The sequence below is a fragment of the Dyadobacter sp. CY356 genome (assembly GCF_021440195.1).
Taxonomy (GTDB): domain Bacteria; phylum Bacteroidota; class Bacteroidia; order Cytophagales; family Spirosomataceae; genus Dyadobacter.
In genome coordinates this window covers 21,491-34,675 of record NZ_JAJTSZ010000003.1, presented here as the reverse complement: position 1 = coordinate 34,675, position 13,185 = coordinate 21,491, and the positions used below count along the sequence as shown (strand labels likewise).

Below are 13,185 nucleotides of genomic sequence, written 5' to 3'. Positions count from 1 at the left end.
TGTGGTCAATAATAGTCAGGTTTTGTCAAGGGTTGTCATTTATAGTCAGGCATCGCTCACAACGACCTGACCATTTCCTGACAACAAATGACAATTTCCTGACCACACTTGACAATAAATGACTAAATAAATTAATAACTATAAATTCAAAAAATTCAATGACACTTGATCAATTGAAAGACTTGAAGGCCCGTGTAGAGGCTTTGGGGAGGTATCTTTGACTACGCTAACCGTAAAAAACAGCTAGACGACCTTGAACAACAAACTTCTCAACCGGAATTCTGGGGCGACTCCGAGCGGGCTGAGAAAACAATGAAGGAAATTCGCGGATTGAAGTTCTGGACCACAGGTTATGAAGAACTTTCAAGATTACGCGACGACCTGGATACGATCTGGGAATTTTATGATGCAAGTGAAGCTACCGAAGAAGAGGTAGACGAGGAAGGCAAAAAGCTGGAAGCCAAACTTGACGAAATTGAATTCCGTAAAATGATGGGTGAAGAAGGCGACGAACTTCCGGCCGTTATTGAAATTAACTCAGGTGCCGGTGGTACTGAATCGCAGGACTGGGCGTCGATGCTCATGCGGATGTACATCATGTGGGCTGAAAAAAATGGCTACAAAGTACGTGAGGTAGATTTGCAGGATGGTGATGTAGCTGGTATCAAATCAGTAACATTGGAAATTTCCGGTGAATATGCTTATGGAAATTTGAAGTCGGAAAACGGCGTTCATCGTCTTGTCCGTATTTCACCTTTTGATTCGAACGCCCGCCGCCATACTTCATTTACTTCGGTTTATGTATATCCTTTGGCGGACGATACGATTGAAATTGATGTCAATCTGGCCGATATTACCTGGGATACCTACCGTTCTGGCGGAGCGGGTGGACAGAATGTGAACAAGGTGGAAACGGCAGTTCGTCTGCATCATAAACCATCCGGAATTATCATCGCCTGTCAGCAGGAACGTTCTCAGCTTATGAATAAAGAGGTTGCAATCCGTTTATTGAAATCGCGTCTTTATCAGATCGAGCTTGAAAAACGTAATGCAGCACGTGCCGAAGTGGAGGCTTCCAAACGTAAAATCGAATGGGGTTCTCAAATCCGCAGTTATGTTTTGGATGACCGCCGCGTGAAAGATCACCGCACGGATCACCAGACTTCTAATACGGATGCAGTGTTGAATGGTGAGATTAATGATTTCATTAAAGCTTATTTGATGGAGTATTAAGAGATATTTAAATTAAGGAAACCTTCGGACAAGATTCATGAGTGGATTTGTTGGGAGGTTTTTTTATATTTATAAAAAAAAGCTATGACGGGTATTCGATTTATTACCAATGAAAAAGGTCAAAAGACGGATCTTATTATTTCTATGGAAGAACACGGACAGATTGTTGAAGATGTACTGGATGCACTCCTTGTTGAAGAAAGGAAATCAGAAGATTCCATGTCATTTGATCTTTTTGTTCAGGAATTAAAGGCAGAAGGAAAATTCGATGCCTAAAATTTACGAGGTAATTATTTCAAGCTCTGCTCAAAGAGAAATTCGTAAACTTCAAAAAATAGAAGTTCAAAGAATTATTCCTGCAATTCAATTATTATCTAACGATCCGCGCCCCCCGGGTTGTAAAAAATTAACCTCAACTCAAAATATATATAGAATTCGAATTGGAAATTATCGCGTCCTGTATTCAATTGACGATGTAATAAGGATCGTGGAAGTATCCGGTGTCAGGCATCGAAGAGACGCTTATGAGTAATACTCTTCATTACCATCGCCTCGGCCACGGCCCAAAAATTCTTCTCGCCTTCCACGGCATTGGCCAAACTGGTTTAAATTGCTTCGAGTCCTTTTCTCAACTTTTAGGAGATCATTACACCATTTACGCTTTCGACCTATTTTTCCACGGACAAAGTAAAGGTATCCAAGGAAATGATGATTTTTCCGATCAGGATATTATTACCAAAACATTTTGGAACAAACTGATTTCTGACTTTTTGGAAGAAAATAAAATTGACCGTTTTGATATCGTTGCGTTTAGTATGGGTGGGAGATTTGCCTTGGCAACTTTGGAAGAATTTTCAGAAAAAATCGATAATGCATTTCTGATTGCACCAGACGGCGTTTCCGAACATCCTCTTTATACACTGGTCTCACGTTTCTGGCCAACCCGAAAACTTTTTCACTGGGTAATTCAAAACCCGGACATCTTAATTAAATCAGCTCATTTATTTGAAAAACTGGGACTTATCCACAAAAGTCTGATTCGTTTTACACAATTCATGCTCGCCGATCCAAAACGGCAGGAAACAATTTACCGCTCTTGGCTGGCTTTCCGGATGTTAAAATTTGATATTCCTGAGGTTTACAAAAAACTTAATGGTACGAAGGTTTACCTGTTTATTGGAAAATATGATAAGTTGTTGAAGGCAAAAGATGTAAAGAAACTATCTGAGCTTCTTCCGGAAGAACAGTATTTTTTGCTTTCTGCGGGGCATTCTAATTTGGTTGAAAAGGCGATGTTTCTGATTCGGGATTTGGCAAAATAAATTTGGCGGGCTAACGCCGCCCGCGTGGACTTGTTTGGTTTAGCGTTTTTGACTCGGAACTACAGAATTATAACGTTTCGGTAATTTTAATCATGGAAGCAATGTTGCATGATTTCGCGTTACAAATGAAATACCAAATAACCCTGATTACAAATCGGGGCTATTTGGCAACATTACAAAAATTATTTCAACCTAAACCTGGTTTGTTAAAATTAGGGAGAAATTAATGGTTGATAAATTCTGTCGCTTAACTTTGAAGTTATTTTATAATGATAACTTTTTTAATCTCAATTCCATTTTCCTTTTTTAATTGCAGAATGAACGTTCCAGATGAACGGTTTTCCAGATTTATCTTTTCGTTGTGAATCCCTTTACCAACTATGGGCAGTTCAAACCAGGATCTACCTTTAACATCAAATACTGACAGAGTTGCCTTCTTATCTTTTTGGAGATAAAACAATACTTCAAATATCCCTGTGTTAGGGTTTGGTGATACAACCAGATTTTCTTTGTCAGGGCAGATTCATTTTTACTACTAAAAAAAATATCATCGTTTACGCCAAACCTGCCACTGGATCCCGATTCACCACACAACTGTCTGAAACAAAAATATCCACTGTTACTTGCTAGTTCCATGGTGTTACTTCCCGACAAATAATAATTTCCTATGCTTACTTCTACATATTGGTTAACACTTGTTTGGGTAAGATTGTACGTTTGCCATGTACCTCCGTTGATCCGAATACGACCTACCGAAGCACTTTCATGAGACTTATATGTAAGTCGCAATTGATAATTGCCACTAGATGGCGGATTAAGTGTGTAAGAGCGGATTTCAGAAGAGTTGCCTGAGCACTGATCCCCAAGATTGATACATGTATTGCCACTTGATATGTTACCAACCGTAATACTTGTGCTGGCGGTTTTGTTAGCACAGCCCTCTTTGCTTGCCGTAACTGTGTAAGTGTAGGTTCCAGATGAGCCAGGGGCATTTATATTGAATGGAGTTGAAGAACCACTTACACCATTTCCACTCCATAAATAAGATGTGCCACCGCAGCTGACACCTGCGCAGTTATAATTTAGCTGCAAAGCCTGATTTATAATGGGGTTACTATTTGTGTTTCCAACAGAAACATTAAAGTCACAACTAGAACCAGTTTCTGTACCTGCGCACAGCTGTCTGAAACAGATGTAGCCCCCAGCACTGGCAAACTCAACAGTATTATTTCCGCTGTTCAAGTTAAAGCTGCCTATTGTTATTTCCACGTACTGGCTTGCACTCGTTTGTCCCAGGTTAAAGCTCTGCCATGAACCACCATTAATTCTAACGAGCCCAACCGATGGGCCTTCGTGTGCACGATATGTCAATTTAAGTGGAAAGGTACCACTGGAAGACATATTTGTTGTATACGTACGTACTTCGGAGGAATTTCCCGAACATTGGTCCCCTAAGCTTATACACGTTCCGGTAACATTACCAACCGTTATGCTGGTTGTTGCCGTTTTATTACCGCACCCGCTTTTGCTTGCTGTGACTGTATAACTGTAAGTCCCAGCTGAACCTGGTGCGGTGATATTTAGCGGAGATGAATTCCCGCTGACACCATTTCCACTCCAAGAGTAGGAAATGCCTGCACAGTCATTGCCTGAACAGCCGTATGTGAGTTGTAAGCTCTGACCAGGAGAGGGATTATTATTTGTACTGCTGGCAGAAACATTAAAATCACAATTGGCCTGAGTACTGCCACAGCTTACGGAATTAAAATAAAACCTTTGGTTATTTCCGTTGGTTTCACTCCAAAAATGAAGGCCGGCTCCATCATCTCCGCTTACGCCTTCGACATCGGCTAAACCCACACCAAACTTACTGGAAACCCCAATCGTATAGGCTCCCTCACCGGTAGATCGCAACGCCATTTTTGATAGTAAATTCCACTCCAGTCAGCTTGCTGGATGGGCGTTCCGGAATTGGTATTACCGCCAGCCAATTCCCATACTTTGTTTGTACTTCGCGAAATGATCCTGTATGAATCAGAACTCACACTTTCCAACTGAAAGATCTGATTGTTTTGCCCGTTAGCCCCATATTGTCTGATCCTTGCACCGTTGTTGCCATTTTCTGGCTGCATAAATTTATTGGAGTGTTTGGCTTTAATGGTATAACATCCGTTGGAAAGTGGCAGATAATTAACAGGAGCACATCCCTGGTCGGCGATGGCTAGTTGTGCACGGATGAAGTCTACGCCGGCTTGAGTTATTATGGTATGCCTCTCATTAGCATCCGGCGCATAAATGGCGTCAAACGGCGTATCTGTCTGCACATTGATGTTATTGAGCGAAGCCCCCCAGTCACGATTCAGGTTTTTTAGCGCGAAGGAGCTCACGGATGGAATGAAAGATGGTGTCGGGAATTGTACCGAGCCAGTAGTCTTGTACAACCATTTATTTGTTTTCGCCTGATCAACGACAAGCTCAAAGTATTAACCATAACCACCCGGTAGAATATCCATACCGGCCTGGCCCACCCCATAAATATAACGCTCTGCTCCGCCCAATCCAAAAGTCAGAAAGCTTTTATCCATGACCTTACCCCGGTTAGTAGCTGACGGAGAAGTAAAAACCTTCATACTAAAAGCCCTGTCCTTCGCAGCCAGACAAAAGAACCCCGCCGTAAAAGCACATGTTATTGAACCCAGAGTAGTAAGTTCAGCCTTGATTTCCATAGCCTGTCCACCGGCAGGAAAATTTTGACTCGTCCCATTTTTACTACCATTATTGAGTGCTACTCTGCGTAAGCACGGAGCTTGAGGGAAACCCATTGCGCTCATGGTTTGAACAAAACGGTCACGGAATCCAGGCGAGCCACCAGGATGCTCATTTACTGTTCCTTCATAATGATGAATTAACATTTGCCGCGCAGCCGGTACAAACAGCAGTTCCTCTACTGCCTTTCGTGGTCCTTCCAAACCCATGTCATAGCCCATATGTACCAACATATCCTGCAACCCTATCGGAATGTTGGCTCCATGATGTGGTGAATCAAATGAGACCCAAAGCTTGCAGTTGTGGTTCATATTGTTTTGCTCCATGTAACGAAGCGCGTAGCGAGAAATAAGCCCACCCATACTTGGACCAATGATCGTGATCTTTTCACTACTGCCATTGGCTTGCAACTTCTGATTTACCGTTTGGATCAGTTTCACCAGTACCATGGCATTACGCTCTATATAATCTCCTCCCCCAGCACGGTATCTTTTCACATCCTGCAACCAACAACTGGTACCTTCAAAGTTGAAAATAGGGCAAACAAGTTCTTGAAAGGAAGTGTATTCATACTTTGGTGCGTTGAGTATGACAACATCATATCCGTTCCCCGGGCTATTTTCACGGAATTTGTCACCTAATAATGGGTTTTCCCCATTACCATCAGTATACTGCATATTATTTTCGTAAAAGGACCTCCCGCTTCGCCGATCTGTTGGATCAAATCCATCAATAAGAATAATGGGCTTACGGAGTTGTGAACGTCCGGAAGCATAATAAGTAAGTACGTCACCTTTTCCTGGATAGCCCGTAAACTCATCATAACCCTGAAAGTAAATATCGGCCTCTATTCGGGTAGAGTCAACGGTTGAAATTCCATCAAAATAAGGATAAGTGATAGCAACCCGCGCATTGGGAAGCACTTCCAGTTCCGATTTGGCTGTCCGCTGGCTTCCATCAGAGCAGATAATGGTAAAATTCAGTTGTTTGATCCCAGCGTTACCGTAAGTTACCTGTACCGGAGGGCCTCCCGGAGTAAGGGTTCTTGTGGCACCTCCGTCACCAAAATTCACAACTACGCTGTTGATACCCACGCCCTGGTTGCTAAAAGCCGCCCAACGTGGAAACTGGAAGTTACTGGTCCCTAGCGGTACCGACGGAACCAATGCTGAGGCGACAACGGCCTGTTTAGTATTAAACGTCTGTGAAGGGACAAAGCCGGTCTTTAATCTGAGCCTCCCATTTGGATCTGTTTCCACTGCGGCGGAATTAACTTCCTGAAGTCGGGCTAAAGTGATCCCAATAGGTACAATGTTCTGCTCTTTATTACTCTGATAAATCAGGCTTTGTAATGATTCTGTGGAAAGTATCCCACTGGTGTTCAAAGCACCTTTGTAGAGTTCGGCCCGGGATTCGAGCCAGTGTCCTGAATTGGAAGTTTCTGACGAACTGAAGATATTAAGTGAGGCAGCAGGGAAGGCCCTGTTGTATAAGATACCCGAAGTAACAAAGCTTTTATCCAGATTCCCCATATAGTCGTCAGCTTCTGCCTGCGTGGTGCGGGCGTTTGACTGCCCGAAGGCGGTAAATAAAGGGCATAACAATGCCAGGCCTATAAATAGGCTATAAAAATTTCTCATGATTTTAATTGGTTAGGAGTTAAAGATTTACGGTTCTGCTGTTTACATCAAATCGTCCGTCCGTGATCTTCACCCTTTGGCCAAGTGAATTCCCCCCCTCAAACTCGAAGGTGCCGGATATAACACCGGATATCGTATCTGCTTTTGTGATAACAACTCTGCCTCTTTGATTTGGGTTTGTCATAAAACCTATCCCCTCGGCACCCTGATACCATCCGTAGTTTTCTGGGAAAAAGTTTCTATCCCGCAAATTCGTTTTTTGATTTAGTTCGTGAATTCCTACTGCAATGGTTTTTAGAAAAATGTGCAGCTCTGTTTTGTCCTGCTTATAGGTTCTCAGGTAAATAGTCCGGTCATTAGCATTGTTTGTTGTAAAACCTCCATTAATCGCCCTGGCTACACCAAACCAGTCCCCTGTTCCATCCGGTATCCACACTTTCCCATTCACTTTACAGGAAAAGGTATTCTTTCCTTCCTGTGTAGTGGGCGTTAGATCAGGTCCTTTGTCGCAGCTCCACAAAAGCAGTACAGTCACTAACGTAGATAAATATAGGTTTGCATTTTTCATTTGGTTTTTTAGTTTAGAGGTGAAACATTTAATCATCAAGTATTTCAGTTATAGCTTCTAGGCGATATATCTATGTGGTATGCATGGGCAGTTGACTGCGCAAGGCCAGTAATTAAAGGGCATAGCAATGCCAGGCCTATAAATAGGCTATAAAAATTTCTCATGATTGTAGTTGATTAGGGCTTAAAAATTTAAGGTTCTGCTGTTTACATCAAATCGACCGTCCGTAATTTTCACCCTTTGCCCGAGCGAATTCCCTCCTTCGAACTCAAAGGTGCCGGATATAACGCCGGATATTGTATCCGCTTTTGTGACTGTTACACTCCCCCTTTGGTTTCTATTGGTTATACAGCTTGTACCATCCGCAGCCCGATACCAACCGTAGTTTTCAGGAAAAAAATCCCGGTCTATTCTATAAGTATCCTTATTTAGATCGTGAATACCTACTTCTATGGTTTTTAAGAAAATATGCATTTCGCTATTGTCCTTGCTGTAGGTCCACAGGTGAATAGTTGGGGGATTATGAGAACCATAACCAGCGAAACCTCCATTAATCGCCTTGGCTACACCAAACCAGTCCCCTGTTCCATCCGGTATCCACACTTTCCCATTCACTTTACAGGAAAAGGTATTCTTTCCTTCCTGTGTAGTGGGCGTTAGATCAGGTCCTTTGTCGCAGCTCCACAAAAGCAGTACAGTCACTAACGTAGATAAATATAGGTTTGCATTTTTCATTTGGTTTTTTAGTTTAGAGGTGAAACATTTTTTTAAATCGATGTATTTCAGTGGTAGTTTCATAGGCGATCTATTTATGATGATCAACTCCTTCGACCACATGAATTTAACGCTTTCAAAAGGATTTATATCTTGTCGTAGGACAACATTTCAGCTTGTCGTACGACATTAATTTGAATTGTCGTACGACAAGAAAATACCAATTGAGAACTTATATTCAGTAGATTAGGTATCTTACATTGATATACGTTATAAGTGTAAATAGCTCGAACCCCTAGACATAAAATAGTTACAGCCTACTTAGTGGGTGTGAGATGTGCGCCATTATTGACTAGAAAAGAGGAACATCATAAAGCACATCAGCAAATATTATTATTTGCGCTTTTATCGGCTTGGTTTCCAACGCTTAAATTTGTTGTTTACAATAACAATTTCCAGGATCTACTGGCAAATAATTAGGTAATAATTAAGTATTTTGGAGTGCAAATTTTTACATTGTTCGTTGACAACACATCTTTAAAAACTTAAACCACACTATAAAATGCAAAATACCAAGCCCCTGTATACGTTACAGGAAATTGAAGATTCTATTCTTTCACCCGGCAGCAAAGAGCATTTTTCAAAACTTTTCAAACTTTCACTTATTCCAAAGGGAAGGATTATACTGGATATTGGCCAGGTGAGTTCTACTTTATATATAATCAGGAAAGGCATTATGAGGGCATATTATATCAAAGGCTCAAAGGACATCACCTCCTGGCTGGTTTCGGATGGAGATATTGCTTGCATTGCTGAAAGCTTCTTCTACAAAACTGAATCAAATGAGGCAATGGAAGCTTTGGAAGATACCTGGGTCTACGCTATATCCTTCGAGGCTTATCAGCAACTGATCACGGAAGACAATAGTATGGCAAGAGTAGCTATAAGATTGCTGCAGGATCATTTGATACATTTTAGTGACAGAATCAGACTATTTAAATGCTTGGGAGTGGAAGAGAGGATCACTGCTTATATTAATCAGCCATCTTCACTTTTCCGTAAGATTCCGGATCACTACATCGCCACTTACCTCGGAACTACAAGTGCGACTTTCAGCCGTTGTCTGAAAAAAATTTTATATGATAAATAATGTAGCCGACTACTAGATTGCCTTCAAAACCTCACAAATACTTAACCCCTTTCATCGAAGCAACCCCTCGCCGGTAAGAATAAAATTTAAGCTTCTTCCTACCTGATGATGTTATAACAATCGCATCTGCTCCGCATGCACAGGCTTTATTTTTAGCATTTTCTATGGCTGCTTCGGCTGTTCTTTTATTCCAGATTGAGTTTCCTGTTTTGCTATTGAGTAGGCATACCACCTCAAATTTCCTTTTTACCTCACTTTCATTGTTAAAAACCTCCAGATTGCAGTTTTTTGGTTTTGGCGAATTGGAAATTAATTTTTCTACTTTGACCGAAGCGCAGGATGATAAAACAAAGATTAGCAAAACCAGTTTGATTAGATTTTTCATTTGAGGGTAATTTAAATGATCATTATTTGAAATATAGGATCAGATATATTCAATCTTTATTAGAAAACTTCACAAAAAACATATTAAGTACAATAGTGCTGGATACAGCGCTCCAAACCGCTAACCAAAACCCCAATTCTTTCGGATTATGACTATGCGATGTGCCTGGCGTATACATTAATGCCAAAGCGTGAATGACCATCAGCACTAATGAAACATTTCGGATTTTCTTGTTTGCAAATACCTTCATGACCAACTTTTCGCAATGTAATTTTTAATATCCAAAAGGTAACAATTTCTATTGATTAGACACATATCCTTCGTATTATTAACATTTTCAACATCTCCGCTTAACCTCTCCCCAAAATCTTATATCTTTAAGAACTCCCGTTTTCCCTTGAAACCCTTATTGTAAATGATCGAAACAAATACTTCCGAGACACTTCCGCATAAAGACGATACCAGCTGGCGGTTAAAGGCCATTATGGGCGGTTCCATAGGTAATTTGGTCGAGTGGTACGACTGGTATGCATATTCAGCTTTCTCGCTGTATTTTGCGGGAACATTTTTTCCCGGCTCCAACCCTACGGTTCAATTGATCAATACAGCCGGAATTTTTGCCGTTGGTTTTTTGATGCGGCCGATCGGTGGATATGTTTTTGGAAAACTGGCAGATACAAAAGGCAGAAAAGAAGCCATGACTTTATCAGTTTTACTGATGTCTTTTGGCTCTCTGTTAATTGCGTTTTTACCTGGTTATGGCACGATCGGAATCGCTGCACCTATTTTATTGCTGGTTGCACGATTGCTACAAGGATTAAGCGTTGGCGGAGAATATGGCACTTCTGCCACTTATTTAAGTGAAGTAGCGACAAAAGAAAGACGCGGATTTTATTCCAGTTTTCAGTATGTTACTTTAATCGGTGGACAATTGATTGCTCTTGGCTTACAATTAATCCTGCAAAGAATATTTTTGACAGAACAACAAATGCATGAATGGGGATGGCGGATTCCATTTGTGATCGGTGCGATACTTTCATTGATCGCCCTGTATTTACGGAGCAATTTACATGAAACGGAAGCTTTCAGAAATAAAAGTACTTCTCCTGCCAAAAAAGAAGGTTCATTAAAAGAGCTTTTAAAACATCCCAAAGCACTTTCCGTTGTGGTAGGATTAACGCTTGGCGGAACTTTGGCTTTTTATACTTATACCACCTACATGCAGAAGTTCCTGGTGAATACGGTAGGATTAACCAAAGGCCAGTCAACCACTTTAACTTTTTGCTCGCTTTTGATCTTTGCGTTGTTACAACCTGTTTTTGGTGCTTTGAGTGATAAAGTCGGAAGACGGCCGTTATTGATTGGATTCGGAGTTTTAGGAACATTATGTACCGTTCCTTTGCTGACAACTTTAAGCCATACCACAACCCAATGGGGCGCCTTCGGCTTATTGATGGCAGCATTGATCATTGTCAGCGGTTATACTTCCATTAATGCCGTAGTAAAAGCAGAATTATTTCCGGTGGAAGTTCGTGCGCTCGGCGTTGGATTACCCTATTCACTAACCGTCGCCATTTTTGGCGGAACGGCTGAATATCTGGCACTTTGGTTTAAAAATGCAGGTCACGAAAGTTATTATTACTGGTACGTAACGGTGTGTATTTTGATTTCTCTGACGGTTTATATTACCATGAAGGACACCAAACATACTTCACTCATTGAACATTAATTTTCATAATTTAAATTTTAAACAGAAATGTACTTTTCAAATTAAAAAGATAATTTATCTATTGACATCCTGTTTGTAATTTTATAACTTTCTGGAAATCAAAACATTCTGACAGTTATGGAGACAATAAACCGGATTGAACGCTGGGGTGATACACATCACCCGGCTTGGATGGATGTAGTTCGTATTGGCCTGGGCGTACTTTTGTTTGTAAAGGGTATCAGTTTTATTAGCGATACAGCCCGGCTCTCGCACCTGATCAGCAATATGGATTTTCATTTATACTCTGTGATGGCCGTTCATTACGTGGCTTTTGCGCATATCTTCGGAGGATTTTTGATTGCACTAGGCTGCCTTACCCGTACGTCTTGTCTTTTTCAGATACCCATTTTAATTGCTGCTGTTTTTATGGTAAACCTCAGAGCTGGTTTCTCCTATTTCAATTCTGAATTATGGCTGTCGGCCATTACACTTATTCTGGTTATCACTTTTACAGTCATCGGTTCAGGAAAATTTTCTATGGATGAATGGATGAAGAATCACGATAATTAATATAATGACTTCGGCGGTCGGCTTTCGGCGGGGCCGCCCAGGCAGTCTGACTGTTGTAGAGAATAACAATTAATCTTACAGACAGCATAAGAAAATAGATTTACCAAAAACTTCTTCTTGTGCTGTTTTTTATATCAAAATCTGTTCAGACTTTCCGCCACTTTTCCTGCTTCTTTGCTCCCTTTGAACAAATACTTCTTTTTATATTCCAGAGGCGTCATGTCAGTAACATTTTTGAAATGCCGGTAGAAATTTGAAATGTTATTAAAACCACATTCAAAACAGATGACCTCGATCGTCTGCCTGTCTTCAATCAAAAAACGACATGCATGGCTGATACGGATCTCGACAAGAAAATCATTGTATGTTTTCTTGGTCATCAATTTGAAATAACGGCAAAAAGAGGTTACGCCAAGATTGGCTATCGCTGCCACTTCCTGTAACGTGATGGGGTTTTTGTAGTTTGACAAAGTATAGGCATATACTTTATTCAATCGAAGTGTTTCGGAATCGTTAGATTTATAAAAAGCATGAGCCGAAGTAATTGTTTCAGTTTCATCAGTTTCTGCAAGGATTTTAAGAATTGTTAACAGCGCGATCAACCTGTCCAGATTTTGCATCGTCACTGCCGGGCGCATAATGGCAATCACCTCTTCTTTTGCTTTTCCATTTACAACCAATCCTTTTTTTGCCTTTTCAAAAAGTTTTGGAATAAGATACGCTTCCGGAAGATTCAGCAGATCCGCACCCAGGCAATCCGGCAAAAAATGAATAATAATAACCTCAACCGCAGAGCTTCCTTCTCCCCCTTCAACCCGCCAGGTATGCGGCAGGTTTTCTCCCAATAGAATCAATTCTCCGTCCGAAAAATTACTGATATCATCACCAATGAAACGTACACCATGACCCTTAATCAGATAATGTAATTCCAGTTCGGGATGATAATGCCAGACTGTACCAAAGCTTGACTCTTGCTCGTGCCTGATACTGAACGAATTACGTGATTTTATCGGAACTTTATGAAAATGAGGCTTCATGGTACTAAATTGAATCAGGATAATTATCTGCTATATCCTACTGTTTTCAATCTAATAAGTACTAACCGCATCATTTCTATTCCTTGAAA

The 13,185-nt window shown here is 40.9% G+C and carries 15 protein-coding genes; 7 read left to right on the top strand and 8 right to left on the bottom strand.

Annotated features, from left to right (window positions below; translation table 11 throughout):
- Nucleotides 1-158: 158 nt before the first annotated feature.
- From prfB to LXL81_RS11935, 4 genes are all read left to right on the top strand, one after another.
- A protein-coding gene (prfB, locus tag LXL81_RS11950; RefSeq protein ID WP_234647028.1) for a peptide chain release factor 2 occupies nt 159-1,233 on the top strand; the annotation gives its coding sequence in 2 pieces (ribosomal slippage) (nt 159-218 and nt 220-1,233; 1,074 coding nt in all).
- Between the two features lie 84 nt (nt 1,234-1,317).
- Nucleotides 1,318-1,509 carry a hypothetical protein gene (locus tag LXL81_RS11945; protein WP_234647027.1) on the top strand — a complete coding sequence of 64 codons (192 nt, stop codon included), beginning with the start codon at nt 1,318-1,320 and terminating at the stop codon, nt 1,507-1,509.
- The gene (locus tag LXL81_RS11940) at nt 1,502-1,765 is read left to right on the top strand and encodes a type II toxin-antitoxin system RelE/ParE family toxin (protein WP_234647026.1); all 264 of its coding nucleotides are present in this window, start codon (nt 1,502-1,504) and stop codon (nt 1,763-1,765) included. The genes LXL81_RS11945 and LXL81_RS11940 overlap by 8 nt, the downstream gene beginning before the upstream one ends.
- Nucleotides 1,758-2,555, top strand: coding sequence for an alpha/beta fold hydrolase (locus tag LXL81_RS11935; RefSeq protein WP_234647025.1), 798 nt, complete (start codon nt 1,758-1,760; stop codon nt 2,553-2,555). The genes LXL81_RS11940 and LXL81_RS11935 overlap by 8 nt, the downstream gene beginning before the upstream one ends.
- Before the next feature lie 259 nt (nt 2,556-2,814).
- Here LXL81_RS11935 and LXL81_RS29310 read toward each other — a convergent pair whose 3' ends face one another.
- The 6 genes from LXL81_RS29310 to LXL81_RS11910 form a co-directional block, all read right to left on the bottom strand.
- On the bottom strand, nt 2,815-3,015 hold the full coding sequence (locus LXL81_RS29310; RefSeq protein ID WP_409013882.1) for a T9SS type A sorting domain-containing protein: 201 nt from the start codon (nt 3,013-3,015) through the stop codon (nt 2,815-2,817).
- Nucleotides 2,934-4,475 (bottom strand): hypothetical protein, encoded by a 1,542-nt coding sequence (locus LXL81_RS11930; RefSeq protein ID WP_234647024.1) that lies wholly within the window; start codon nt 4,473-4,475, stop codon nt 2,934-2,936. Before LXL81_RS11930 ends, LXL81_RS29310 begins: the two co-directional genes overlap by 82 nt.
- Entirely contained in the window at nt 4,406-4,996 is a 591-nt protein-coding gene (locus LXL81_RS11925; RefSeq protein WP_234647023.1) for an RICIN domain-containing protein, read from the bottom strand. Before LXL81_RS11925 ends, LXL81_RS11930 begins: the two co-directional genes overlap by 70 nt.
- 42 nt (nt 4,997-5,038) lie before the next feature.
- Nucleotides 5,039-6,961 (bottom strand): triacylglycerol lipase, encoded by a 1,923-nt coding sequence (locus LXL81_RS11920; RefSeq protein WP_234647022.1) that lies wholly within the window; start codon nt 6,959-6,961, stop codon nt 5,039-5,041.
- A gap of 19 nt (nt 6,962-6,980) precedes the next feature.
- A complete protein-coding gene (locus LXL81_RS11915) occupies nt 6,981-7,529 on the bottom strand; it encodes a DUF6252 family protein (RefSeq protein ID WP_234647021.1) in 549 nt (182 codons plus the stop codon).
- 183 nt (nt 7,530-7,712) lie between these two features.
- Nucleotides 7,713-8,264, bottom strand: a complete 552-nt coding sequence (locus tag LXL81_RS11910) for a DUF6252 family protein (protein ID WP_234647020.1) — start codon at nt 8,262-8,264, stop codon at nt 7,713-7,715.
- 541 nt (nt 8,265-8,805) lie between these two features.
- On the opposite strand from LXL81_RS11910, the gene LXL81_RS11905 reads away from it, so the two are divergent.
- Nucleotides 8,806-9,393, top strand: a complete 588-nt coding sequence (locus LXL81_RS11905; RefSeq protein ID WP_234647019.1) for a Crp/Fnr family transcriptional regulator — start codon at nt 8,806-8,808, stop codon at nt 9,391-9,393.
- A gap of 31 nt (nt 9,394-9,424) precedes the next feature.
- Here LXL81_RS11905 and LXL81_RS11900 read toward each other — a convergent pair whose 3' ends face one another.
- Entirely contained in the window at nt 9,425-9,778 is a 354-nt protein-coding gene (locus LXL81_RS11900) for a hypothetical protein (RefSeq protein WP_234647018.1), read from the bottom strand.
- 415 nt (nt 9,779-10,193) lie between these two features.
- Between LXL81_RS11900 and LXL81_RS11895 the strand changes: the two genes are divergently transcribed.
- On the top strand, nt 10,194-11,507 hold the full coding sequence (locus LXL81_RS11895) for an MFS transporter (protein ID WP_234647017.1): 1,314 nt from the start codon (nt 10,194-10,196) through the stop codon (nt 11,505-11,507).
- A 117-nt stretch (nt 11,508-11,624) separates the two neighbouring features.
- Nucleotides 11,625-12,059, top strand: a complete 435-nt coding sequence (locus LXL81_RS11890; RefSeq protein WP_234647016.1) for a DoxX family protein — start codon at nt 11,625-11,627, stop codon at nt 12,057-12,059.
- A gap of 134 nt (nt 12,060-12,193) precedes the next feature.
- Here the strand turns inward: LXL81_RS11890 and LXL81_RS11885 are convergent, their stop codons facing one another.
- Entirely contained in the window at nt 12,194-13,096 is a 903-nt protein-coding gene (locus LXL81_RS11885) for an AraC family transcriptional regulator (protein ID WP_234647015.1), read from the bottom strand.
- Nucleotides 13,097-13,185 lie beyond the last annotated feature (89 nt).

Coding starts and splice junctions, on each gene's coding strand:
- LXL81_RS11945 (WP_234647027.1), top strand. CDS start 1,318: ATGACGGGTATTCGATTTATTACCAATGAAAAAGGTCAAAAGACGGAT.
- LXL81_RS11940 (WP_234647026.1), top strand. CDS start 1,502: ATGCCTAAAATTTACGAGGTAATTATTTCAAGCTCTGCTCAAAGAGAA.
- LXL81_RS11935 (WP_234647025.1), top strand. CDS start 1,758: ATGAGTAATACTCTTCATTACCATCGCCTCGGCCACGGCCCAAAAATT.
- LXL81_RS11930 (WP_234647024.1), bottom strand. CDS start 4,475: ATGGCGTTGCGATCTACCGGTGAGGGAGCCTATACGATTGGGGTTTCC.
- LXL81_RS11920 (WP_234647022.1), bottom strand. CDS start 6,961: ATGAGAAATTTTTATAGCCTATTTATAGGCCTGGCATTGTTATGCCCT.
- LXL81_RS11915 (WP_234647021.1), bottom strand. CDS start 7,529: ATGAAAAATGCAAACCTATATTTATCTACGTTAGTGACTGTACTGCTT.
- LXL81_RS11910 (WP_234647020.1), bottom strand. CDS start 8,264: ATGAAAAATGCAAACCTATATTTATCTACGTTAGTGACTGTACTGCTT.
- LXL81_RS11905 (WP_234647019.1), top strand. CDS start 8,806: ATGCAAAATACCAAGCCCCTGTATACGTTACAGGAAATTGAAGATTCT.
- LXL81_RS11900 (WP_234647018.1), bottom strand. CDS start 9,778: ATGAAAAATCTAATCAAACTGGTTTTGCTAATCTTTGTTTTATCATCC.
- LXL81_RS11895 (WP_234647017.1), top strand. CDS start 10,194: ATGATCGAAACAAATACTTCCGAGACACTTCCGCATAAAGACGATACC.
- LXL81_RS11890 (WP_234647016.1), top strand. CDS start 11,625: ATGGAGACAATAAACCGGATTGAACGCTGGGGTGATACACATCACCCG.
- LXL81_RS11885 (WP_234647015.1), bottom strand. CDS start 13,096: ATGAAGCCTCATTTTCATAAAGTTCCGATAAAATCACGTAATTCGTTC.